The sequence below is a fragment of the Labrenzia sp. THAF187b genome, from assembly GCF_009363375.1.
In the GTDB taxonomy this organism is placed as follows: Bacteria; Pseudomonadota; Alphaproteobacteria; order Rhizobiales; family Stappiaceae; genus Roseibium; species Roseibium algicola.
Genome location: NZ_CP045344.1, coordinates 629,927 through 651,160 on the forward strand (window position 1 = coordinate 629,927; position 21,234 = coordinate 651,160).

Here is a 21,234-nt window from a genome sequence, read left to right on the forward strand (position 1 = left end):
AGATCCGGGACCCACTCGTTTGCAGAGCGGTGCCGTCAGGGGCTTCCGGTGCCTGAAGGGCAAACGGACCGGCGGTTGGGACCGGGCTTTGCGCTTTTGCTTCGCCAGGGCGGCACGCGGGGACAAGGGGATCCCGCGCATCTGTCTTGCAAGGACAGCGCCGGAAAGAACAGGGAGGCCTGCCGGTGAGCGTGCTTCCGTCGCCTGACGAGTTTCAGCCCGAGCCTGTCCGCTATGCGGAGCTGGCCGTGACGTCGAATTTTTCGTTCCTGCGGGGGGCCTCCCATCCGGAGGAGCTGGTGACCCGTGCCGCCATGCTCAATCTCGATGCGGTTGCCATTACCGATCGCAATTCGCTGGCCGGGGTTGTCCGGGCCTATTCGGCGCTGAAGGAGATCAAGCGGGCAGCGGCCGAGGAAGGCGTTCAGATCCGCTCGCATTCGCAGATCGACACGTCCTCCCGCAAGGAGATGAACACGAGCCCGCCCCTGCCTGCCCCGCAGACGCTGAAGCTGCCGCGGCTGATCGTCGGCGCGCGGCTTTGCCTGCAGGACAGCCCGCTGCACTGGGTGGCGCTGCCGACCGACCGGGCCGCCTATGAGCGGCTGAGCCAGTTGCTTACCCTTGGCAAGCGGCGCGCGGAAAAGGGCGAGTGCCACCTGAATTTCTCTGACCTGATGAACGCCTGCAAGGGCATGATCCTGATTGCCCTGCCGCAGCCGGAGATGGCGCGCGAGACAATTTGTGAGTCGGCTAAGGATCACATTCGCCGCCTGCGCCAGGAAGCGCCAGGACATGTGTTTCTGGGCGCTGCGCCCCGCTATGACGGCACCGACCAGGCCTGGTTCCGCACCTGCGCCCGCGCGGCGCATTCGCTTGCCGCGCCGATGGTCGCCGTCGGCGACGTGATGATGCACCATGCCGGCCGGCGCCGGCTGGCCGACGTGCTGACGTGCCTGCGCGAAGGCTGCACCATCGACGATATTGGCACACGGGCCCTGCCCAATGGCGAACGCCGGCTGAAGGCGCCGGAGGATATGGCAAGGCTGTTCCGCCACCATCCGGCAGCCCTGCGCCGGACGCTTGAGATCGCCACCCGCTGCAGCTTCGATCTTTCCGAACTTTCCTACCAATATCCGGACGAGATCACGGGCAACGAACCGCCCCAGGAGCGACTGGAACGGCTGACCTACGAGGGGCTGGAGAGGCGGTATCCCGCGGGCGTGCCGGACCATGCGCTGGCGCTGGCGGAAAAGGAACTGAAGCTGATCCGCAAACTTGCCTTTGCCGCCTATTTCCTGACCGTGCATGACATCATCCGCTTTGCCCGCAGCAAGAACATCCTGTGCCAGGGGCGCGGCTCGGCGGCCAATTCCATCATCTGCTATGCGCTCGGCATCACCGATGTGGGGCCGGAAACCATCACCATGGTGTCGGAGCGTTTCATCTCCGAACACCGGGGCGAGCCACCGGACATCGACGTCGATTTCGAGCATGAACGCCGCGAGGAGGTGATCCAGTATGTCTATGAAAAATACGGCCGCCACCGCGCCGGGCTCTGCGCCACGGTGATCCACTTCCGCACCCGCGCGGCGATCCGCGAGGTCGGCAAGGTGATGGGCCTGAATGCGGATGTCACCGCCGCGCTGGCCGGGCAGATCTGGGGCAGTTCCAGCAAGGGGCCGGAAGAAACGCGGATGAAGGAGATCGGGCTCGATCTCGACAATCCGCGCGTTCGCCAAACCATCGAGCTGATCCGCGAAATCATCGGCTTTCCGCGTCATCTCAGCCAGCATGTCGGCGGTTTCGTGATCACGCAGGGGCGGCTCGACGCGCTCTGCCCGATCGAGAACGCGGCCATGGAAAACCGCACGGTGATCGAATGGGACAAGGACGATATCGACGCGCTCGGCATCCTGAAGGTGGATCTGCTCAGCCTCGGCATGCTGACCTGCATCCGCAAGTGCTTCGAGCTGATCGACACCCACCACGGCCAGGAACTGACACTCGGCACCGTGCCCCAGGCCGACAGGAAGACCTATGACATGCTGTGCGTGGCCGATGCCATCGGCGTCTTTCAGGTGGAAAGCCGGGCGCAGATGAACTTCCTGCCGCGCATGCGCCCGCGCCAGTTCTACGACCTTGTCATCGAGGTGGCGATCGTGCGCCCCGGCCCGATCCAGGGCGGCATGGTGCACCCTTACATCAACCGCCGCCAGGGCCGGGAGAAGGTCACCTTCCCCTCCAAGGCGCTGGAGGAGGTGCTGGGCAAGACGCTCGGCGTGCCGCTGTTCCAGGAACAGGCGATGCAGATTGCCGTGGTCGCCGCCGGGTTCACGCCGTCGGAAGCCGACAAGCTGCGCCGCTCCATGGCCACCTTCCGGCGCATGGGCACCATCGGGCAGCTGAAGGACAAGTTCATCTCCGGCATGCTGGAGCGCGGCTACGAGCTGGAATTCGCCCAGAACTGCTTCGGCCAGATCGAAGGGTTCGGCGAATACGGCTTTCCGGAAAGCCATGCGGCCGCCTTTGCCATGCTGGCCTATGTCTCGGCCTATCTGAAATGCCACTTCCCGGCCGAGTTCGCCTGCGCGCTGCTGAATGCCCAGCCGATGGGCTTTTATGCCCCGGCGCAGATCGTGCGCGATGCCCGCGAGCACCAGGTGGAGGTACGCCCCGTGTGCGTCAACACCAGCCTGTGGGACAACACCCTGGAGCGGCGCAGCGACGGCGCGCTGGCGCTGCGCCTGGGGTTTCGCCAGATCAAGGGCCTGCGCGAGGAGGACGCGGCCTGGATCGTCGCGGCCCGCGGCAACGGCTATCCGGACACGGAAACCCTGTGGCTGCGCACCGGCGTCATGCCGGCCACGCTGGAACGGCTGGCCGAAGCCGATGCCTTTGCCGGCATGGGGCTCAGCCGCCGGGCCGCGCTCTGGCAGGTGAAAACCATCCGCAGCCCCAAGCCGCTGCCGCTCTTCAACGACCCCATCGACGGCGAGGCGATCTTCGAGCCGGATGTCCTCCTGCCCACCATGCATCTGGGGCAGGAAGTGGTGGAGGATTACCTGTCCACCCGGCTGACCCTGCGCGCCCACCCGATGGAACTGCTGCGCCCGCATATCCCGCATCTGACCCCGCATGACCGGCTGGCGGCGCTGACCCCGCGCGAGGCGCGCCGCGTTTCCGTCTGCGGGCTGGTGATCACCCGCCAGCGGCCGGGCACGGCCTCGGGCGTGATCTTCCTGACGCTGGAGGACGAGACCGGCGTTTCCAACGTGGTCGTCTGGCCGAAGATGTACGAGAAGTTCCGGCCCGCCGTTCTCGGCGGACGACTTCTCAAGGTCACCGGGCGGCTGGAGCGCGAAGGCATGGTCGTTCACCTGATCGCCGACCACATCGAGGACCGCTCCCGCGACCTGTCGCTTCTCGGCCACCCCAACGACGACGTTCTGGGCCAGACGACCACCAAGACCGACGACGTGCCGGTGCATCTCAAATCAGACGCACAACGCACCCGCGCCATGCACCCGCGCGAACAGGCCAAGCGCCTGTTCCCGAGCCGGGATTTTCATTGAGGGGTGGTGTCTAGGATGGGCGGGGGAGCGGAAGATCGCTGCGCTTTGAACTGGCAGTAACAGAGCGGAGGAAACTGCCGCTCGCTCGTCCCTCCCCCAGGCTCGCTTTGGAAGTGAGTTTGATATGCAGTAATTTTACTGCACTTGACATGCAGTAAAATTACTGCATATAGGTACCATGAAAGATGATCAGCTCGACCTAATTTTCAAGGCGCTATCTGACAGCACACGCCGTCGCATCATTGATCGTCTGAGCAAGCAACCTGCTCAGTCGTTGTTCGAAGTATGTGCCGCGTCGGTTGCCGAAGACGGGGTTGCGTTGTCCCGACAGACAGTCTCCCAGCATCTCGCTGTTCTGGAGAAGGCGGGCCTAATCAAGACCGCCTGGAAGGGCCGCACGAAGACGCATTCACTCAGCATAAGCGACGACCACATCGCGGCTGCATCATGGCTCACAACCTACAAACCGAAAGGGACCAAGACATGAAAATCTACGTCACGAGTGTCTTTGTCGATGACCAGGACAAGGCCGAAAAATTCTATACCGAAATCCTCGGATTCAAGGTGAAACACAACATTCCGTTGGGCACCAACCGTTGGCTGACTGTTGTTTCAGAAGAAGATCCAGAGGGAACCGAGTTGCTGCTTGAACCAAGTGAGCATCCAGCCGTGGGTCCATACAAAGAAGCAATCATTGCCGATGGCATCGCCGCACACTCATTTCAAGTGCAAGACCTCGATGCAGAATGGAAGAAACTAAGCGAGCGCGGCGTGACTTTCATTACCGAACCGATGGATGCAGGGGCAGTTCACATGGCTGTTTTTGATGACACGTGTGGCAATCTGATCCAATTGGTCCAAATGAAAGCCTAAAACTGCCATTTCTCAAACCTGCCTCAAGCCATCTGACAATCTATAAATGCTGCAGTCGCCCATCACGGTTAGTTCGACAAATTGGCCACGAACCTTAAAGTCCCAGGGCGGCTCTACAAAAGTAGACCACAGCTTTTTTCCGAATTGATCCCAAACGCCAAACTCCAATTCGGCGGACATCAACACATAGGGGCCGGACTGGTACCAGGCGAAAAAACCGTAGTCGGTTTCGTCTTCCCAAAGCCTCCTCTGTTCTTCGATATTATAACATAGCAGGCGTTCACCAGCGCCGACAAACGCTAAGGAAGTATCTGGAATCAATAGAACTCCGGGGCTGAAAGTTCGCTGTGAATCCTGATACTTTTGGGCAACGATGACGGGTGGCCATCCGTTTGCGTTATTGCCTTTTGAGAAGCCCAAGAAGAGAAACCGGCCTTCAGAATTATTGAGGTCGATCTGATCCACAAATTCTGCATGATCGAGGTATGAACCAAAGATGGATGGTAGGCTTCCATCCTCGATCCACATTTCCCATTCCCCGAGCTTGATTGAATTCATCTTGCGTATTCCAAGCGTGTTTACACAGTTGAGCCAATAATCCTCATGGGGCTGGAAAGGTCAATTTGGCCTTGTTGCAGTCCTTCCCCGCATGCAGAACGAGTAGCAGCTTCGGGCTGAATGCACGAGACTGCCTTGAAAGGGCTGGCCACTCTTGGCCAGGGAATCAAAGCCGACCGAGCTGCCACTTCCAGCACGGCCTCGGGCGTGGTCTTCCTGACGCTGGAGGACGAGACCGGCGTTTCCAACGTGGTCGTCTGGCCGAAGATGTACGAGAAATTCCGGCCCGCCGTTCTCGGCGGACGGCTGCTGAAGGTCACCGGCCGGCTGGAGCGCGAAGGCATGGTCGTTCACCTGATCGCCGACCACATAGAAGACCGCTCCCGCGACCTGTCCCTTCTGGGCCACCCCAACGACGACGTTCTGGGACAGACGACCACCAAGACCGACGACGTGCCGGTGCATCTGAAATCAGACGTACAACGCACCCGTGCCATGCACCCGCGCGAACAGGCCAAGCGCCTGTTCCCGAGCCGGGATTTTCATTGAGGGGAGGTGTCTGGGATGGGTGGGGAGCGATCTTTGTAAAGTCTACCAAGCCAATCAGGTCGTCATGCCATCAATCATCAATATTAAGGCCTTGATTTGCGATACCGTCGAAATAAGCCGTTTCAGCCTGTTCCGTAAGCGCGTACGAATAAACTTGGCCAGCACTTTTGCGCGATACCAAGCGCCGTTCATACAGCTTGCGGCCACGCCTACCAACCAGCTGCCCCGAACAATCAAGCTCACTGGCAATCTCCGCGGCAACCATATTTCTTTTCTCAGTTTTTAGAGCTTGAAGAATTCCTAACTCAGTCTCAGGAAGTAGAAGGCTGTCATCAACCGACTTGATTACATCTTCGTACTTCCTTGAAAGGTTAACCACCTCGCAATGCCCCTGGCCGCACGACGGGCAGCGCATCTTCATCAGCTTCAGAGCTGGCAAAATCTCAACATCAAAGTCTTTTTTGCAGAAGTCACAGCAAATTTCCTGATTTGAGTTAATAAATTCTCTTATAATGCTATTGTAATCGAAGCGGCGGCTCATAAAGAACAAACGGTCGGAACGCTTTTCTGAAGGTCTCCCGAAACCGATCTGGTATTTTGTGCAAAGACCATAGTTGAGCGCAAAAACTGATACTCGATTTCCTTCACGGTCAGATTGCTCAAAATACTTCGTTACGAAAAAGGCAAGCTCAAGCGAAAGAAGAAGATCATCGTAATCACGCGCGATGTAGAAATGACTAGAATAAGTGCTGTCAGAAGAACCGTCGGAAGTGCGAGACCCTTCTTGGCGAAGAGAACGCGCTTTGCGTACGATTTTTTCGAGAAGTTCTTTCAAAGAAAAAATGGATGATCGCTCCCTAAATGCCAAGCGGAAAATCCCAGAACTAAAAAAAGGAAGGACTTTCTCATCAAAAAAACGTTCGGAAGCGTCTTGGATGGCCCTAATACCGATAGTCTTTCCATAGATTAGGTTCGACTCATATGAATAGAGTAAAACGTGACCTAGTATTCTCGGATTAGCCATCGTCGCAAAAAAAAGTGTGCGGTAAAACTCGTCCATCCGACTGGAGGGGAAAATGGTGGTTTGATCAATTTTGTTGAAGGACAAGCGCTTCTCGACAAGGCGACGCACAAAGTCAGTGGCTTTTTCTTCCATCTGGCTAACGCCAGCACCGCCATAAAGGTCATAAATGTCTAGGCTAACCTCCTCTATCTTTGTTTTATCCAAACTACCTAGATAAATACGTCCAGGATAAGCAGCTATTTTAAACTTTATGAAGTCGGACCATCGCGATAGTGGAGATATCAGACTATCCACAACCACCTGCATGGCATCTGAAGGTAACTCCGAAAAATCGTCCAAGAAAATATATAGATGCTTCATGTCGATACTGCGAAGAATCACCCTCAACTGATCGATTACGTCGGGCACCTGAACAATTCTCATTAATATTTGGCTATACTCTTCCTGTTCAGATTTTGCTTCTGAAACAGATCCAGAAACTTTAAGATTTGCAGAAGCATTGTATTTGACAGGATCCAAGCTCAAAGAAGCGCCTGCCTCTGCGGCCTGCTTTCCAGAGTGTTCGGATTGCAACTTCCGTAGCGAAACAATATAACCCGCGATATCTTCGTAATTTGGTTTCTCGAGTCGCTCGATGACTTCGTTTAGGCGCTCAAAGCACTCATCAGAGCTTCCGACTAAATTATCTTTAAGTCTGCTAAGGAAATTCTGGCGAATCTGAGACTGCATTTCATCTCGAACATCGACTAGCAAACTCTTAAAGAAACGCTTCAAGAGCAAAAAACGCTCTATCTGACTGGAAGACATAGCATCTTTAAGTTCTTCAACACGTTCAAGCGAGGATGGATCAACTTGCGAGGCTTCATATACATTGCGTATATCCATGTATGCGGATACCGCACCTCGATTGTTCTTCCTTATTTCGTGTTGAACTCTTTGGAAGACGGTCGATTTTCCAGTGCCTTTTCGTCCTACCAAGAAGGTGGTAGTCGGCGCTAATAGTGATTTGAAAACCTGTTCGTTTGGCAACGGATCGACATAGAGTTTTTCAATCAGAGTTCTGTTTTTCTCATCACTCAGTTCAGCGCGACTATACAGTTTCAACGAAACGGCTGCTTTATGAAAGCTGTCTAAGGTCTGTTGAGGAAACGCCATAATTTATGCCAATCTATGTCATTGTCGAACGCTTCCACAATTTCTAGCAACAGCAGAGATCAAGTACAATGTGTCGATGTAGCCGACAACGGTTTCGTCATAGGTCAATGGTGCTAAGATAGCTGGACGTATGAACTCATCGCCAGTGTTAGACTACTGCTTATCAAAGTTAGGTTCGAGTGCGGAGCTGTCACTCTGCCGGTGACGCACGAACGGCAGATTCGGCCCGAAAGCAGAAACCTGCCCTCTAAGTCCTCGTCGCGCGTGACCAGAAAACCAACACCCACCGAGCTGCCACTTCCGCCCTTTCAGCGCCCGGGACAATGGCTTAAGAAAAGAACTCTTCAGCTTTTCCAGCGCATAGAGGGGACACATGGAACAACGCAGATTGGGTGCCAACGGGCCGGAAGTGGGTGCCATCGGCTATGGGGCGATGTCCTTCTCCGACATGTACGGGCCGACGAACGAAACGGAAAGCCACGCCATTTTGAATGCCTGCCGCGATCTGGGTGTCACGCATCTGGACACGGCCAATGTCTACGGCATGGGCAAATCGGAAAGCGCCCTCGGCAGCTATCTGAAAGCCAATCCTGGTGCGCGGGACGAATTCGTGATCGCGACAAAGGCCACGATCACCACCGATGCGAACGGCAACCGCAGCTTCGACAATTCGGCGGAGCACCTTGAAGCCGAGCTGGACAAGTCTTTGCAGCGGCTTGGCGTGGAGTGCGTGGACCTGTTCTACGCCCATCGTCGCGATCCGCGCTTCACGCCGGAAGAAACGGCGGCCAATCTCGGCCGGCTGGTCGAAAAGGGCAAGACTCGCGCCATCGGCCTGTCGGAAATCGCGCCGTCGACCCTGCGGCGCGCCATGAAGGTGTTTCCTGTCGCGGCCGTTCAATCGGAATATTCGCTTTCCACGCGCGCGCCCGATCTCGGGCTGGTGCAGGCCTGCGCCGAGCTTGGTGTTGCCATGGTGGCCTTCTCGCCCGTCGGCCGCTCGCTGCTGACGGACCATCCGATCCCGCGCGAGCGGATCGCCGAGCTGCCGTTCCTCAGCACCAACCCGCGTTTCATGGAGCCGAACCTGACGGAGAACCTGCGCATCATGGAAGGCTTCCGCAAGCTTGCGGCGGAGATGGGCACGACGGCGGCGGGGCTGGCGAATGCCTGGTTGCTGACCCGCGGGCCGCATGTGATCCCGATCCCGGGAACGCGCTCCGTGGAGCACCTGCGGGAATGCGTCTCGGGCGCGGCGCTGAACCTGACGGCGACGGATCTGGAGCGTATCGAGGCTGTGCTGCCCGTTGGCTGGGCCCACGGCGACCGCTACTCGGACGTGCAAAGCATCGGGCCGGAGCGCTATTGCTGAGATGAGCAGGCTGTTTGAAGAACTGGACTACGCGCCGACGCCGATCGGCGCGATTTCCCTGCGCCGCCGGCATATCCTGGCGCTGAAGACCGACGTCTTCGAAATCCTCCTTGGCGAGGAACACCTGATGTCGAGCCTGTTCACCGCCTCGGAAATCGCGCTGGCGGACAAGGGACTTGCGGCCCTCGACGGTGACAAGCTGGACGTGCTGGTGGGCGGACTTGGGCTTGGCTATACCGCGCAGGCCGTCCTGGCGCACGAGAGCGTTGCCGACCTTACCGTGGTTGACCTCTTGGCACCCGTCATTCGCTGGCATGAGGAAGGTCTCGTGCCGATGAAAACCGAGCTTGCCGACAACCCGTGCTGCCGGCTGGTGCAGGGCGATTTCTTCGCCATGGCAGCCTCAGAAGACGGCTTTGATAGAGACAGGCCCGGCCGCCAGTATGACGCGCTGCTGATCGATATCGACCACACCCCGGAACGGCTGCTGCATGGCGGGTCAAAAGGCTTTTACACGCCCGAGGGCCTGCGCTCCGTCCAGCGGTTCGTGAAGCCCGGCGGGATCGTCGGGCTGTGGTCGGACGAAGCCCCGGATGAGGCCATCACGGCCTTGCTTGGCCAGGCGTTTGACGCGGCCTGGGCCGAGCCGGTGGTGTTCGCAAACCCCTTGCAGGACGGGCGCGAGGTGACCCAGGCGGTCTATCTGGGGCGCAAGGGGTGAGTTGCTTGCGCTCAGGCGCGCGGGAAATAGCTTTCCCGCTCGGCATCCATGGCCTTCCGCCAACGGTCCTTTAATGAGCCGCGGCTTTCCGGATAGCGTTGATCCAGCGCCTCGGCGAAGGTCATGCGGTCGGTGCGGAAATAGCGGAAGCCCTGGCGCAGCTCGCACCAGGCCGCAAGGATGCGGCCTTCGTCCCGGTAGCCCAGCAACACGGGCCAGACCACGCGCTTACTCTCCCTGCCATCGCCGTCACGGTACCCCAGCGACACCTTCCTGCCTTCCAGAATGGCCTGCCGCAGCATGGCCGCATCGACCTTGTCCTCTGATGCCGGGCTGACGGGCCGCACGCTCATCGCGGCTGCCGCGATGTGGCGGCGCAAGGGCCTGGGCGTGATGGCCTCGATCTTGGCGATCAGGTTTTCCGCTGCCCTGGCAAGTTCCGGCTCGGCGCGGGTGGAAACCCACAAGGCCCCCAGAACCGCCGCATCGATTTCCTCGGGTGTCAGCATCAGGGGCGGCATGTCGAAGCCCTCTTCCAGAACATAGCCGACACCGGCTTCGCCCCGGATCGGCACGCGCTGCGCCGTCAAGGTGGCGATGTCGCGATAGACCGAGCGCTTGGAAACCTCCAGCTCGTCCGCGATCGCCTGCGCCGACACCGGCCGGCGCACCCGTCGCAGGATCTGGATGATTTCAAACAGTCTGTCCGCGCGCCGCATGGCCCGTCTCCCCGGCACGATGCTGCCAACACGGTGTCAGCAGGGGGCCTTTATAGGACCCGGACACCAGAGTTGAAAAGCGTCCGGAGACCATGACCCGAAACCTGACAAGACACCTTTTGTGGATCCTCGCGATCCTTTTTCTGACCAGCGGAACAGCGCTTCATGCGCAGGAGACAGACATGACAAATTCACAAGCAGCAGCCTTTCAACGACTTGGCGTCTATGTGCTGTCCAGCGACCTGAGCCGTTCACGCGAGTTCTACCAGGACCTCTTCAGCGCCGCCCCCACGGTGGAAACTGATGTCTTCATCGGCTTCGATGTGGCCGGTGGGCTGTTTGCCGTCATTTCAAAACAGACCTTCGCGCCGGACGCCAAGCTTGGCGGCAACGCAGTCCCCTATCTGAAGGTCGACGACATTCAGGCGGCTCTGCAGCATGTCGAGACAGTCGCCCCCGATGCGCTGAAGGCCCCCGGCCTGATCAGCGAAGGGCCGATCAGTCTATTCAAGGTCACCGATCCGGATGGCAACATCCTCGAGTATTATGCGCTCAGCACGCCGATCAACGGGCTTTAGAACAGCTATCCGGCAGCTTCCTCCGGCGTGCCCAGAGACGCCAGTCCCTTGGGCGTCAGGGCGTAGATGCCTCTTTCCACCCGCTCGAACCAGCCGTAGTGATCGTCGGCCATCATGCGGGTTGCGGTGGCGACGCCTGTTGCCCTGGCGACATCCGCGCCGCGGCTGGGGCCGTTGGTGGAAAGATGTTCCGCGCAGCGGATCGCATCCTGGCGATAGGCCGTCACGAGCGTGGTGCGCGTCGAACCGCCGGTGTTCGGATCACCGACCCGGCGGGCGAACTCCCGCAGGAGCCGATCCTTGCGCGCCCTGGACTTGCGCGGGGTGAAAGGCGCCGGGTCCAGGTGCACCTCGACAACGCCATCCGGCAGCCTGACGGTGATCACGCCAAGGCCCAGCCTTCGGGCAAGCTGCAGGTTCTTCTTCAGGGACTGGAGAAACTGCCGCCCCTTGCCGCGGGCAACCGCGACATAGACTGCGTCAGTCACCGACTGGCGCACGACTGCCTGATGAAACAGGCTCAAGGTGAACCCGGTCTTGAGTTCGACAATCACCGGATCCGCGCCCTCGCGGCACGCGACGATATCGGCCGAACCGACCTCGGCCTTCACCTCATATCCCTGCTCAACAAGAAAAGCTTTGACCGGCGGATAGAGCTCGGTTTCCAGAATACGCCCCATGGCGGCATCCTACGTGCGAAGCCATGGGCGGGCAATCTTCCGGCCGGGGCAGCTGCGCGAAATCCAAGGAATAGATCCGCCGTAGCGCTTCAGGGTCGGAGCCGAAAGCTGGCACTTTCAAAAAAGACCGGACCACATTGCGTGACCCGGTCCGATCCGTCCTTGCGCGTTCCAGATGAGAACGCAGGCGGCCATGGTTACTGCGCCGTCTGAGGTTCACCCACTGCGGGGGCATTCAGCTGCTCGGCCTCCTGCCGTGCCTTTGCAGCTTCTTCCGCCTGGCGTATCTGCAGAGACGTCAGAAACGCAGGAGCTGCATCAACCTCGTCCAGAGAGGCCTTGATCACCAGCTTCTGGTCGCCCGGCTCCACCTTGCTGTGCTCGACCGCATCATAGGGAACGCCGATCAGCTTGGTGCCGAGGCCCAGAAACCCTCCTGCCTCGATCACGACACCAACGACCTTGCCTTCGCCATCGATTTCAAGCGCGGCCACCTCGCCAATCGTGTCGCCAGCCGGATTGGTGACTTCCTGCCCGATCAGGTTGCTGGAAAGCCAATGGCCGGATTCCTGCTGGGCAAGGAACGGGGTCACGCCTTCGAACGCGATCTCAGGCGCATCGCCCTCGGGCATTGTTTCCTGGATCATCGGGTCTGCTTCGCGGGGTTGAGAGGTCTCCTGCGCCAGCGCGGGACTGAGCGACAGCGCCAGGGCGGCGATTGTGGCCGGAACGATGTTGCGTTTCATGATTCACTCCCTTGTTGCCGCGCCGGCAGAGCAGACAACCCGTTCGCCCTCACCGATGCGTAGACAAACAGATAGGAAGCAAAATTGGCCTTTTCGGGCAAAGGCCTGATAAAATTAGCTTTTAAATATCAGCAGGTTACCCATTGACACGTGACGGGACATACCCGCAAAACGTGTCAATTTGATGATCGATTCAATCTATACGGGCACCGTACAGCCACCGCACTCCCTCGATATCGCTCGGCTGCAGACCCTCGAAGGTTTCCCGGTACTTGAAGTGCATGATCGAGCTCTTGCGAAGGTAGTGATCGAGGCCGATCGCATGACCGATTTCATGGGCAAAGGTGTACTGCAAATCGTAGGTCTTCAAATCGCCGTCGAAGCCGATCTTCCATTTGTGAACCGGATTGAGACAAACGGCAGACCGGGTGATGCGGGCAAGCTTGGCCGCCGCCGTGGCACCTGACCGTGCTTCCGGTTGCCGGCCGGGTTTTCCGAGACCCCGGTCCGAAACGTCGGTCACATTCGACTTCGGACGATCTGCAAAGTCGGACTGAAACCTGACGTTGGTGAACGCAAATCCCCTTGGAATGGACTGCACGCCCAGCAGAATATCTGCCGCGTTCACGTCCGCTATCTCTTCGAAGGTGAGCCCGCTGACATTTTGCCAAAGCTGGAAAGCAAGCGATGCCTGGCGCCGCACGTCCTCAAGGCCCAGGGAACTCAAGCGCGCAAGGCGCGCCAGACTGTCCATCGCTCCGCAATTTCGCGCTTTCTCCTGCACGATGGGCTGCTGCACGAAGGCATAGGTGACGTGAGCCGGCGTGCCGAGCTCCGTCTTTCCCCATTTCACGAGATGTCCTTCCAGCTTGAGCGGGGCAAAACCTGCAGCGTTGCCTGCCAGTGAAGGAACCAATGAACAAAAAGTCACAATTGCAGCGATGAGGAAAATGAAGCCGGTCTTCAATGTCTCACTCTTTGGTCGTTCAAGGGTCGGGTAAGACTGCTGACCGTAACGCCAAGGCCGCGTCCTGGATCAGTTTACAATGCGGCAGCTTTACCGCGCCTTGCGAAGGCCCTCAGGCCTGTATCCAAGAGCCAACACCAAGGCAACTCTAGGCTTCTTGCATCTGCGCCGAACGTTACGTCACATTGCTGGCGAAGAAAATCCGGAAAAATCCCATGCAGACGCGAAATCCCGAGAAAATTTCAAGCGATTGAAAAATTGCAACAGTCCGACCACCCGAAAGCGATGCCGTTTGCTCACGCAGGTGTGAGCACGATCCGCTGAATGAAACGTCCCGATGCCTCGGAAATGCCCGGAAACACCCTATACTTGAACATCGGACGCGCCCGGTGCCCACAAGGAGCCGGGCCCAAACGCCCGACAGGAGATTACTCATGACATCCGGTCTCATTACCCGCCGAAACCTGCTTGTCACCGGAACCGCCCTGCTGGTGTCGGGAGCATCCGGGTTGAGTGTTCCCGCACAGGCCAAAGGCGTGGCGCCGACACCCTCGATGCGGGGCGGGTCCAACAACTATCGGCCAGGTGCGCCCATTGTCGACAGGATTGGCGGTGGCGGTTTCTGGATGAGTGGAACCGTGCGGCGCGCAGGTGACGGTGTCCCGCTGGCAGGCCAGCGCATTCAGATCTGGGCACATACGACCGAGGGGAACGAACGCGACCAGCGCAGCCATGGCGCGACGCTCACCGATGCCAATGGCGTCTTTCGCCTGGAAATGCCGCAGATCGTTCCGGCCTTCGGCCAGCCCCACGGGCATCTGGCCTATGACAGCGGAGAGTTCGAAACCGTCTTTCTGCGGCCAGTGATGAGAAGCTCGGCCGACACCAGCCTGGAAGCACATTTCGTGCTGCAGCCTGCTTGACCCGGACTTGCCCGACGGCATGAACCGCCTTCGTGCTCTTCTGAAATGGGCCATCCTGGCAACGATCCTTGCTGTGCCGATGTTCGCGGCGGCGGCAAGCCCGCTGCTGCAATGGCGCCAGCCGGTCTATATCGCTGCAGGCTTTGCCGGTATCACAGCGATGGCACTGCTCTTGTTGCAGCCCTTGCTGGCTGGAGGTTATCTCCCTGGTGCTGAAGGCCTGAAGGGCAGGCGCCTGCACCGCTGGAGCGGTTCGTTGCTGGTGCTGGCAATCATCCTTCATGTCGGCGGGCTCTGGATCACCAGTCCGCCGGATGTCATCGACGCCCTTCTCTTCAGATCACCGACACCCTTTTCCGTCTGGGGCGTGCTTGCCATGTGGGCGGTATTCGCCGCAGCATTGCTCGCCGCGGTCAGACGGCGCCTGCCAATCTCTCCGCGTCTTTGGCGCCGCCTCCACACCCTGCTTGCAATGCTAATCGTCATCGGCAGTGCCGCCCATGCGCTGTTGATCGAAGGCACGATGGAGACACTGTCCAAGGCCGCGCTTTGTGCTTTGGCAGTTGCCGCGACGGTGAAAGTGATCGTCGACCTGAAAATCTGGGCGAGGCGTCCACGCCAGAAGAAGACTGGTTCTTGATCGCCCTGCAGGGCTTCAGGCAGTCGCGGCACAGAACTGCCTTAAAAGGACAGGTTTCATATCTTGCGATGTGAGCGCGGAAGAACCCATGCTATGGTTTTCCCGATTTCTGTTCACGCCAAATGGCAGCACACCTATTGCCTCCACCGCGGAATTTTCCAGTTTTTGACTGTTTGGGAAATGCGAACTTCTCTCCTGGTGGCAGGTGCAGCCTGGTGACATTTCGAAAGCCTGATTTGCAATGCCCTTCCGTTTTCCTGCCCGGCCCTTTTTCTTTCTTGCCACGCTGCTGCTGAGCACTCAGAACGCCTCATCCGCTGAGTTGACACTTGTCTCCTTCCGCTACAGTGACGCCGCGCCGGTGGTGCATCTGCGGTTGGAAGGGGAAATACGGGCGGAGGATGGCGAGCGCGTGGAGGAGGCCTTCGCGCAACTGGCGCGCTGTTCGGGGGCGGCCTGCAACAACGATTTTGGCGGGCCGCGCGCTATCGTCTCGCTGTCGAGCCCCGGCGGGTCCTATTCAGCCGGGGTAAAGCTGGCGGACTTCTTCAGAAACAACACCATCGCAACAGTGGTCGAAGCCGGAGACAGCTGCGTTTCGGCCTGTGCCATGGCGTTTCTGGGCGGCTCGTCCTTCTGGCCGACCGGCGGCATCGGTACCTTCATCGACCGCACCATCGAACCGGGCGCAAGGGTCGGTTTCCACTCGCCCTATTTTACCGAAGAGACTGCGGTTGCCGCCGTCCGCGGCGGTCAATTGGGTCAGTTGCTCGAGCTGACCCGGCTTGCGATTGCCGACATCGTCAAGAACCTGACACGCTACTCGGTCAGTCAGCATGTTCTGGACCGGATCATCAGCATGGGTCCGGAAGGTTTTTATGAAATCGATACCCCCGTGGCGCTCTTTGCGATCAGGGCGCAATTGCCCAGCTTCGACCCGGCCCTTCTGAACATCCCGTTCGAGAACCAGATCCTGAACGTGTGCAGCCGCCTGGCCGCGCTGCACTACGAGCAACCCCTGGGCCTTCTCGACGCGTCACTGCTGGAAGATACCAACGACGGCCGCACACCGGAGGGCGACAGGATCAGGCTCTACGACCTTGCCGACCGGCCGCTCAACGTTGCTGGCTGCGGCGTTCCGCGTGACAAGCAGTCCGGCACCATCGATACCATGTCACTCTACCGGCTGGTCAGCGACGGCGAAATCTTCGAGCCGCTATTGTCGTTTCACAATTCGAAAGACGGCGGCTGGTCGTCGCTTGGTTATCGGGGAGGACGGGCAACGGACGCTTTCATCAAGCTGGGGCCGCTCAACCATGTGCTGATGGCTCCTGATGAAAAGCTGAACGACCTGCCACGCGTGGTTTGGGAAGAAATAGAAGCCGCCAAAGGCCGGGTCGCCAACCCGCACCTGCCGAGCCACAGCCGCCCCTGGCCCGTGGAAACCATGGCCGCCACACAATGGTCGCGCAGTTACCTCGGCGAAGGGCTGACGATTGTCGAACAGACCGGCCCGACAAACCTTTTTGAAGAGTTGGCAGAGCAGGCGGAAGGAACCAGCATTCTCTATAGCCAGGACAAGCCGGACACCCTGGTACGGTCCGGCGAGGACACTGAAACCGGCACCTCCTACTACTGGCTCGCCCTTCGCTCCGGCAACCGGGCCGCCACCATTCGCGTTGAAGCGCCCGTTCCGGCAGCAGGCCTCACCAACGCCCAGAAATCCCTCATGAGCCTGGTGGCCTGCTCAAGCGATTTCGAAGGCGTTCATCTGGGGTGTTTCAAGTAAGGCAGTTCGAAAGCCGCGCGTCAGGTCACGGCACCATGTTCAGCGAGAAAATTCAGCAGCACGCGGACACGTGCCGGCAAAGGTCCGCCCTGGCCGGTGTAGACCGCGTGGAAGGCTTCGCTGTCGTCCGCATAACACTTTTCAAGAACCGGCTTCAGACGTCCCGCGGCGATGTCATCCCTTACTGTAAAGGCGGCCAGACGCGCCAGTCCAAGGCCGTTGATCGCCAGCCGGCGGATGGCTTCGCCGTCGCTCGCCTGAACGCGCCCGGGCGGGCAGACTGCTATCGGTTCGTCGTCTCGCAGAAAGCGCCAGGTATCGACTTCCCGCGGATAGTTGAACCCGATTTTTCTGTGCCCCTCCAGATCCGCGACGCAGGCAGGTTCCCCGACACGCTGAAGATAGTCAGGCGAGGCGACGATCAGCATCGGCGTTTCGCCGAGCTTGCGTGCTACCAGGCTGGAGTCCTTGAGCGGCCCTGCTCGCACCACAACATCCGTCCGCTCCGCGAGAAGGTCGATCAAGGCGTCGGTCAGAACGATTTCGAGAGAGATGTCGGGGTACTGCTCGAGGAACACGGGCAGGACCGGCTCAAGAATGTGGGTCGCATAGGAGGCGCTGGTGTTCAGCCGAATGCGGCCGACCGGCTGCTCGCCCAACCCTGCCTGCCGTTCCGCTTCATCGATGCTTGAGAGAATTTCTCGCGCACGCTCGTAAAAGACACATCCTTCGGCCGTCAGATCCAGGCGTCGGGTGGACCGGTTGAAAAGCCGTGCGCCAAGCCGTGTCTCGAGCCGGGAAATCAGCTTGCTGACTGCGGACTGGGTCATCCCCAGGTGCCTGGCAGCGTGGGAAAACCCGCCCAGTTCAACAACCTGGACAAAGACCTCCATCTCACCGCTGCGGTTTATACTGACGCGCGACATATGACTTCAATTCACTTATTATATTAATTTCGGACGTATAGTTCATGATATGAGCACTGCCTAGGTTCCGTCCATCGAAATTTCATGGACCGGATCCAAAATGCCCCTTGCTCTTTATGCACTGGCGGCCGGAGCCTTCGGCATCGGCGTCACAGAATTCGTCATCATGGGCCTTCTGCTAGAGGTCAGCCGCGATCTTGGTGTCTCGGTCGCTGCAGCAGGAATGCTCATCTCCGGCTACGCCCTCGGGGTCGTGGTCGGCGCGCCCATCCTGACCGTCTTCACCGCGACCTGGAACAGGAAGCGCGTGCTGATCGGCCTGATGGTGATCTTCATCATCGGGAACGCCGCTTGCGCGCTTGCGCCCAGCTACGACCTGCTGATGGCAGCCCGTATCCTCACGGCCCTCGCCCACGGAACCTATTTCGGTGTCGGCTCGGTCTTCGCCGCCTCCATGGTCGGCAAGGACAAGCAGGCATCCGCAATTGCCATCATGTTCACGGGGTTGACGCTTGCCAACATCCTCGGCGTGCCTGCCGGAACCTGGCTTGGCCAGCAATTCAGCTGGCGCATGACCTTCTGGGCCGTGACGCTGATCGGCCTGGCCGCACTGGCCGTGCTCATTCTGCTCGTTCCGACGGATCGTTCGCGCGCCGCACAATCCGGCTGGCGGGCCGATCTGAAGGCCGTGTCGCGCGCATCCGTCCTTCTCGGCTTCCTGACCACGGTCCTGGGGTTTGCAGGCGTCTTCACCCTGTTCACCTACATCGCTCCGTTGCTGACGCAGGTCAGTGGATTTGCCGACACGGCAGTATCCCCGATCCTGCTGATCTTCGGCGGGGGGCTGGTCGCCGGAAATCTCCTGGGCGGAAAACTTGCCGACATCAGACTGAAGACCGCGCTGATCGGCAGCATGGCAGCCCTGGCACTCGTGCTGGCGGTCATGTCCGCCGCCTTTGGAAACCAGACCGCGGCCGTGGTGCTGACGGGACTGCTCGGCGTGGCCGGTTTCGCAACGGTTCCTCCGCTTCAGTCCTGGGTTCTGTCAAAGGCCGTTGGCGCTGGAGAAAGCCTTGCGTCCAGCCTGAACATTGCCGCCTTCAATCTCGGCAACGCACTTGGGGCCTGGGCCGGCGGCCTGGCCATCTCCCGTGGGCCCGGACTTGAAAACCTGCCTCTGGTCGCCGCGGGCTTCCCCCTCCTCGCCATCGTGGTCGCACTTGCCTCCTTCGCGATTGAGCGGCGGCGCGCGCCCTCCCCGATCTCCACTCACCAGACTGCCAGCTAGAAAGGGCATCACCGACATGGACTATCGCTATCTTGGAAACTCCGGGCTCAAGGTTCCCGCCCTCAGCTTCGGTGCGGGCACATTCGGTGGCTCCGGCCCACTCTTCAGTCATTGGGGCACGACGGACGTCGCAGAAGCGCGCCGCCTTGTCGACATCTGCCTCGAGGCCGGCGTCAACCTGTTCGACACCGCGGACAACTACTCCGAAGGCGCTTCTGAAGAAGTGCTCGGTGAAGCAATCAAGGGCCGCCGCGACGCGGTGCTGCTCTCCACGAAAATGAGCCTTCCGCTGGGGGATGGCCCCAATGAGGCAGGGTCTTCACGCTTCAGGCTGATCAGGGGTGTCGAGGCTGCACTCAAGCGCCTTGGAACGGACTATATCGATCTTCTGCAACTGCACGCATTCGACGCCTTCACCCCGGTGGAAGAGGTGCTGTCCACGCTCGACCAGCTCGTCCGCGACGGGAAAGTCCGCTATATCGGCGTTTCTAACTTCTCCGGATGGCAGATCATGAAATCGCTGGCCGTTGCGGAGAAACACGGCTGGCCGCGCTATGTCGCAAACCAGGTCTATTATTCTCTCGTCGGACGGGACTACGAGTGGGACCTGATGCCTCTCGGCGCAGACCAGGGCCTGGGCGCCATGGTGTGGAGCCCGCTTGGCTGGGGTCGGCTGACCGGCAAGGTCCGCAGGAACAACCCGATCCCCGAGGGCAGCCGACTGCATGAGACCGCAAGTTTCGGACCTCCCGTGGAGGACGATCTGCTCTATTCGGTCGTCGACGTCCTGGATGCGATTGCCGAAGAAACCGGCAAGACAGTCCCGCAAGTGGCGATCAACTGGCTGCTTCAACGCCCCACTGTCGCGTCGGTCATCATCGGGGCTCGTAATGAGGCGCAACTTCGCGACAATCTGGGAGCAACGGGCTGGGCGCTGACGGACGAGCAGATTGCCCGTCTTGATGCCTCGAGCGCGCGGACTGCTCCCTATCCGCATTTTCCCTATCAGCGGCAGGAGGCTTTCGCACAGCTCAACCCATCCCTGATCTGACGGGCAATCCTGAACGGCGCGGCAGGTGACAGCATGAACCTGTCGCGCCAATGGACCTTGGTGCTCAATACCAGAACCCTTCCCGCCGCCAGATGGTGAAATGGCCACGCACAGGTGGGGCCGGGGTGCCGCCGTCGATCGTGAATTCGCAACCGCCCTTTAGACCCTTGCCACCGGTACGGCGCAGGATCACGTATTCGTTGCATTGCGGACCACCGCTGGAGCTCTGGCACATGTCGATACGCGCGCGTTTCTCGTCCAGAACTTCCCAGACCCAGTCGATCATCGCCACATGTCCGTTCCAGACCATGAAATCGAGTGGCTTGACCTCGTTGATGTCGTCGATGTTGGTCTTGGCGACATGATCGGGATACCGCCGGGGTGAAACACCGTAATACTTGTCCCACTCACCAGTGAATATCAGGAAATTGGCGATAAAGCCTATGCAGTCCATACCGAAAAAACGGTCTTGCACCATCTGCTGCAGTGCCGCCTGATCGGACATCTTGTCGAAGTAGAGTTTCTTGATCTTGCCGGTCTGCTCGACATCCTTGGAGCCGTCCTTGTTCGCGCGGCCGCAGACCTCAACCTTGTATTTGTCCAAAAGATCCTTGTTCTTCAGCATGAAGTTCCAGATCTTGACGAATGTCTTGTCGTTTCCCTGGCCTTTCAGCGCCAGGTCGATCTCGCGGCCGCCGACATGCTGGTTCAGCGTGATGCCGTGGGGATCCTTGATCCAACGGAAATTCTTGAAAAAACTGGTTGCGCTGTCGTTGCCGCCGTTACCACGGTCCTTGCAAAGATACTGCGTAAGCTTGACCCGGCCGGCGCTGGTCTGCAGGCCAGGATTTGTCAGAACGTCGACGTATTCGTAAGGCAGAAAAAAAGACTCGGCCACATTCACTCTCCCTTGGTTAGGCCCCCTCAATGGCCCCTGAAGCTGTATGCGTAATCGGCGTCTTTCGTAGGCTTGCCGGTGCAGCCAAATAGCCACGTTCCCGGCGAATGCGTCTGTCTTCCACGTCACATTATTTGTGATTGTTGCAATGCGCAGCATCACACCTTTTGAGGGAGCTCGGCCAGCAAGATGCAATCAAGGC

The 21,234-nt window shown here is 59.3% G+C and carries 20 protein-coding genes; 12 read left to right on the forward strand and 8 right to left on the reverse strand.

Annotation, left to right across the window (positions count from 1 at the left end; all coding sequences use genetic code 11):
- Positions 1–185: 185 nt before the first annotated feature.
- The 3 genes from FIV03_RS02920 (at position 186) to FIV03_RS02930 (ending at position 4,448) form a co-directional block, all read left to right on the forward strand.
- On the forward strand, positions 186–3,575 hold the full coding sequence (locus tag FIV03_RS02920; protein ID WP_152508613.1) for an error-prone DNA polymerase: 3,390 nt from the start codon (positions 186–188) through the stop codon (positions 3,573–3,575).
- A gap of 178 nt (positions 3,576–3,753) precedes the next feature.
- The gene (locus tag FIV03_RS02925) at positions 3,754–4,062 is read left to right on the forward strand and encodes a metalloregulator ArsR/SmtB family transcription factor (RefSeq protein ID WP_152508614.1); all 309 of its coding nucleotides are present in this window, start codon (positions 3,754–3,756) and stop codon (positions 4,060–4,062) included.
- Positions 4,059–4,448 (forward strand): VOC family protein, encoded by a 390-nt coding sequence (locus FIV03_RS02930; protein WP_152508615.1) that lies wholly within the window; start codon positions 4,059–4,061, stop codon positions 4,446–4,448. Before FIV03_RS02925 ends, FIV03_RS02930 begins: the two co-directional genes overlap by 4 nt.
- Before the next feature lie 12 nt (positions 4,449–4,460).
- Here the strand turns inward: FIV03_RS02930 and FIV03_RS02935 are convergent, their stop codons facing one another.
- A complete protein-coding gene (locus FIV03_RS02935) occupies positions 4,461–5,006 on the reverse strand; it encodes a hypothetical protein (RefSeq protein WP_152508616.1) in 546 nt (181 codons plus the stop codon).
- Between the two features lie 120 nt (positions 5,007–5,126).
- Between FIV03_RS02935 and FIV03_RS02940 the strand changes: the two genes are divergently transcribed.
- Positions 5,127–5,555 (forward strand): OB-fold nucleic acid binding domain-containing protein, encoded by a 429-nt coding sequence (locus tag FIV03_RS02940; protein WP_209009843.1) that lies wholly within the window; start codon positions 5,127–5,129, stop codon positions 5,553–5,555.
- A gap of 70 nt (positions 5,556–5,625) precedes the next feature.
- Here FIV03_RS02940 and FIV03_RS02945 read toward each other — a convergent pair whose 3' ends face one another.
- A complete protein-coding gene (locus FIV03_RS02945; protein WP_152508617.1) occupies positions 5,626–7,734 on the reverse strand; it encodes a hypothetical protein in 2,109 nt (702 codons plus the stop codon).
- Positions 7,735–8,107: 373 nt separating this feature from the next.
- On the opposite strand from FIV03_RS02945, the gene FIV03_RS02950 reads away from it, so the two are divergent.
- Positions 8,108–9,106: an aldo/keto reductase gene (locus FIV03_RS02950; RefSeq protein ID WP_152508618.1), complete on the forward strand. Its 999-nt coding sequence runs from the start codon at positions 8,108–8,110 to the stop codon at positions 9,104–9,106.
- 1 nt (position 9,107) lies between these two features.
- Positions 9,108–9,827: a spermidine synthase gene (locus tag FIV03_RS02955; protein WP_173013754.1), complete on the forward strand. Its 720-nt coding sequence runs from the start codon at positions 9,108–9,110 to the stop codon at positions 9,825–9,827.
- Between the two features lie 11 nt (positions 9,828–9,838).
- Here the strand turns inward: FIV03_RS02955 and FIV03_RS02960 are convergent, their stop codons facing one another.
- The gene (locus tag FIV03_RS02960; protein ID WP_152508619.1) at positions 9,839–10,546 is read right to left on the reverse strand and encodes a YafY family protein; all 708 of its coding nucleotides are present in this window, start codon (positions 10,544–10,546) and stop codon (positions 9,839–9,841) included.
- 182 nt (positions 10,547–10,728) lie between these two features.
- Between FIV03_RS02960 and FIV03_RS02965 the strand changes: the two genes are divergently transcribed.
- On the forward strand, positions 10,729–11,124 hold the full coding sequence (locus FIV03_RS02965) for a VOC family protein (protein ID WP_152508620.1): 396 nt from the start codon (positions 10,729–10,731) through the stop codon (positions 11,122–11,124).
- A gap of 5 nt (positions 11,125–11,129) precedes the next feature.
- On the opposite strand, the gene FIV03_RS02970 is transcribed toward FIV03_RS02965, so the two are convergent.
- From FIV03_RS02970 to FIV03_RS02980, 3 genes are all read right to left on the reverse strand, one after another.
- On the reverse strand, positions 11,130–11,804 hold the full coding sequence (locus tag FIV03_RS02970) for a DUF2161 family putative PD-(D/E)XK-type phosphodiesterase (protein ID WP_152508621.1): 675 nt from the start codon (positions 11,802–11,804) through the stop codon (positions 11,130–11,132).
- A 197-nt stretch (positions 11,805–12,001) separates the two neighbouring features.
- Positions 12,002–12,550, reverse strand: coding sequence for a PRC-barrel domain-containing protein (locus FIV03_RS02975; RefSeq protein ID WP_152508622.1), 549 nt, complete (start codon positions 12,548–12,550; stop codon positions 12,002–12,004).
- Positions 12,551–12,743: 193 nt separating this feature from the next.
- On the reverse strand, positions 12,744–13,403 hold the full coding sequence (locus tag FIV03_RS02980) for a matrixin family metalloprotease (protein WP_152508623.1): 660 nt from the start codon (positions 13,401–13,403) through the stop codon (positions 12,744–12,746).
- Positions 13,404–13,951: 548 nt separating this feature from the next.
- Between FIV03_RS02980 and FIV03_RS02985 the strand changes: the two genes are divergently transcribed.
- From FIV03_RS02985 to FIV03_RS02995, 3 genes are all read left to right on the forward strand, one after another.
- A complete protein-coding gene (locus tag FIV03_RS02985) occupies positions 13,952–14,440 on the forward strand; it encodes a twin-arginine translocation pathway signal (protein ID WP_152508624.1) in 489 nt (162 codons plus the stop codon).
- A 19-nt stretch (positions 14,441–14,459) separates the two neighbouring features.
- Positions 14,460–15,080 carry a ferric reductase-like transmembrane domain-containing protein gene (locus tag FIV03_RS02990; protein WP_152508625.1) on the forward strand — a complete coding sequence of 207 codons (621 nt, stop codon included), beginning with the start codon at positions 14,460–14,462 and terminating at the stop codon, positions 15,078–15,080.
- 241 nt (positions 15,081–15,321) lie between these two features.
- Positions 15,322–16,869, forward strand: coding sequence for a hypothetical protein (locus FIV03_RS02995; RefSeq protein WP_152508626.1), 1,548 nt, complete (start codon positions 15,322–15,324; stop codon positions 16,867–16,869).
- A 20-nt stretch (positions 16,870–16,889) separates the two neighbouring features.
- Here FIV03_RS02995 and FIV03_RS03000 read toward each other — a convergent pair whose 3' ends face one another.
- Positions 16,890–17,795 carry a LysR family transcriptional regulator gene (locus tag FIV03_RS03000; protein ID WP_173013755.1) on the reverse strand — a complete coding sequence of 302 codons (906 nt, stop codon included), beginning with the start codon at positions 17,793–17,795 and terminating at the stop codon, positions 16,890–16,892.
- A 100-nt stretch (positions 17,796–17,895) separates the two neighbouring features.
- Here FIV03_RS03000 and FIV03_RS03005 point away from each other — a divergent pair, with 100 nt between their 5' ends.
- Complete coding sequence (locus tag FIV03_RS03005; protein ID WP_152508627.1) at positions 17,896–19,083, forward strand: MFS transporter; 1,188 nt, start codon at positions 17,896–17,898, stop codon at positions 19,081–19,083.
- Between the two features lie 16 nt (positions 19,084–19,099).
- A complete protein-coding gene (locus FIV03_RS03010) occupies positions 19,100–20,134 on the forward strand; it encodes an aldo/keto reductase (protein WP_152508628.1) in 1,035 nt (344 codons plus the stop codon).
- Positions 20,135–20,198: 64 nt separating this feature from the next.
- Here the strand turns inward: FIV03_RS03010 and FIV03_RS03015 are convergent, their stop codons facing one another.
- Positions 20,199–21,032, reverse strand: coding sequence for a hypothetical protein (locus FIV03_RS03015; protein WP_077290953.1), 834 nt, complete (start codon positions 21,030–21,032; stop codon positions 20,199–20,201).
- Between the last annotated feature and the right edge of the window lie 202 nt (positions 21,033–21,234).

What these genes read in the sequence shown, in the direction of transcription:
- FIV03_RS02925 (WP_152508614.1), top strand. Translation starts at nt 3,754, where the DNA reads ATGAAAGATGATCAGCTCGACCTAATTTTCAAGGCGCTATCTGACAGC.
- FIV03_RS02930 (WP_152508615.1), top strand. Translation starts at nt 4,059, where the DNA reads ATGAAAATCTACGTCACGAGTGTCTTTGTCGATGACCAGGACAAGGCC.
- FIV03_RS02935 (WP_152508616.1), bottom strand. Translation starts at nt 5,006, where the DNA reads ATGAATTCAATCAAGCTCGGGGAATGGGAAATGTGGATCGAGGATGGA.
- FIV03_RS02940 (WP_209009843.1), top strand. Translation starts at nt 5,127, where the DNA reads ATGCACGAGACTGCCTTGAAAGGGCTGGCCACTCTTGGCCAGGGAATC.
- FIV03_RS02945 (WP_152508617.1), bottom strand. Translation starts at nt 7,734, where the DNA reads ATGGCGTTTCCTCAACAGACCTTAGACAGCTTTCATAAAGCAGCCGTT.
- FIV03_RS02950 (WP_152508618.1), top strand. Translation starts at nt 8,108, where the DNA reads ATGGAACAACGCAGATTGGGTGCCAACGGGCCGGAAGTGGGTGCCATC.
- FIV03_RS02955 (WP_173013754.1), top strand. Translation starts at nt 9,108, where the DNA reads ATGAGCAGGCTGTTTGAAGAACTGGACTACGCGCCGACGCCGATCGGC.
- FIV03_RS02960 (WP_152508619.1), bottom strand. Translation starts at nt 10,546, where the DNA reads ATGCGGCGCGCGGACAGACTGTTTGAAATCATCCAGATCCTGCGACGG.
- FIV03_RS02965 (WP_152508620.1), top strand. Translation starts at nt 10,729, where the DNA reads ATGACAAATTCACAAGCAGCAGCCTTTCAACGACTTGGCGTCTATGTG.
- FIV03_RS02970 (WP_152508621.1), bottom strand. Translation starts at nt 11,804, where the DNA reads ATGGGGCGTATTCTGGAAACCGAGCTCTATCCGCCGGTCAAAGCTTTT.
- FIV03_RS02975 (WP_152508622.1), bottom strand. Translation starts at nt 12,550, where the DNA reads ATGAAACGCAACATCGTTCCGGCCACAATCGCCGCCCTGGCGCTGTCG.
- FIV03_RS02985 (WP_152508624.1), top strand. Translation starts at nt 13,952, where the DNA reads ATGACATCCGGTCTCATTACCCGCCGAAACCTGCTTGTCACCGGAACC.
- FIV03_RS02990 (WP_152508625.1), top strand. Translation starts at nt 14,460, where the DNA reads ATGAACCGCCTTCGTGCTCTTCTGAAATGGGCCATCCTGGCAACGATC.
- FIV03_RS02995 (WP_152508626.1), top strand. Translation starts at nt 15,322, where the DNA reads ATGCCCTTCCGTTTTCCTGCCCGGCCCTTTTTCTTTCTTGCCACGCTG.
- FIV03_RS03000 (WP_173013755.1), bottom strand. Translation starts at nt 17,795, where the DNA reads ATGTCGCGCGTCAGTATAAACCGCAGCGGTGAGATGGAGGTCTTTGTC.
- FIV03_RS03005 (WP_152508627.1), top strand. Translation starts at nt 17,896, where the DNA reads ATGCCCCTTGCTCTTTATGCACTGGCGGCCGGAGCCTTCGGCATCGGC.
- FIV03_RS03010 (WP_152508628.1), top strand. Translation starts at nt 19,100, where the DNA reads ATGGACTATCGCTATCTTGGAAACTCCGGGCTCAAGGTTCCCGCCCTC.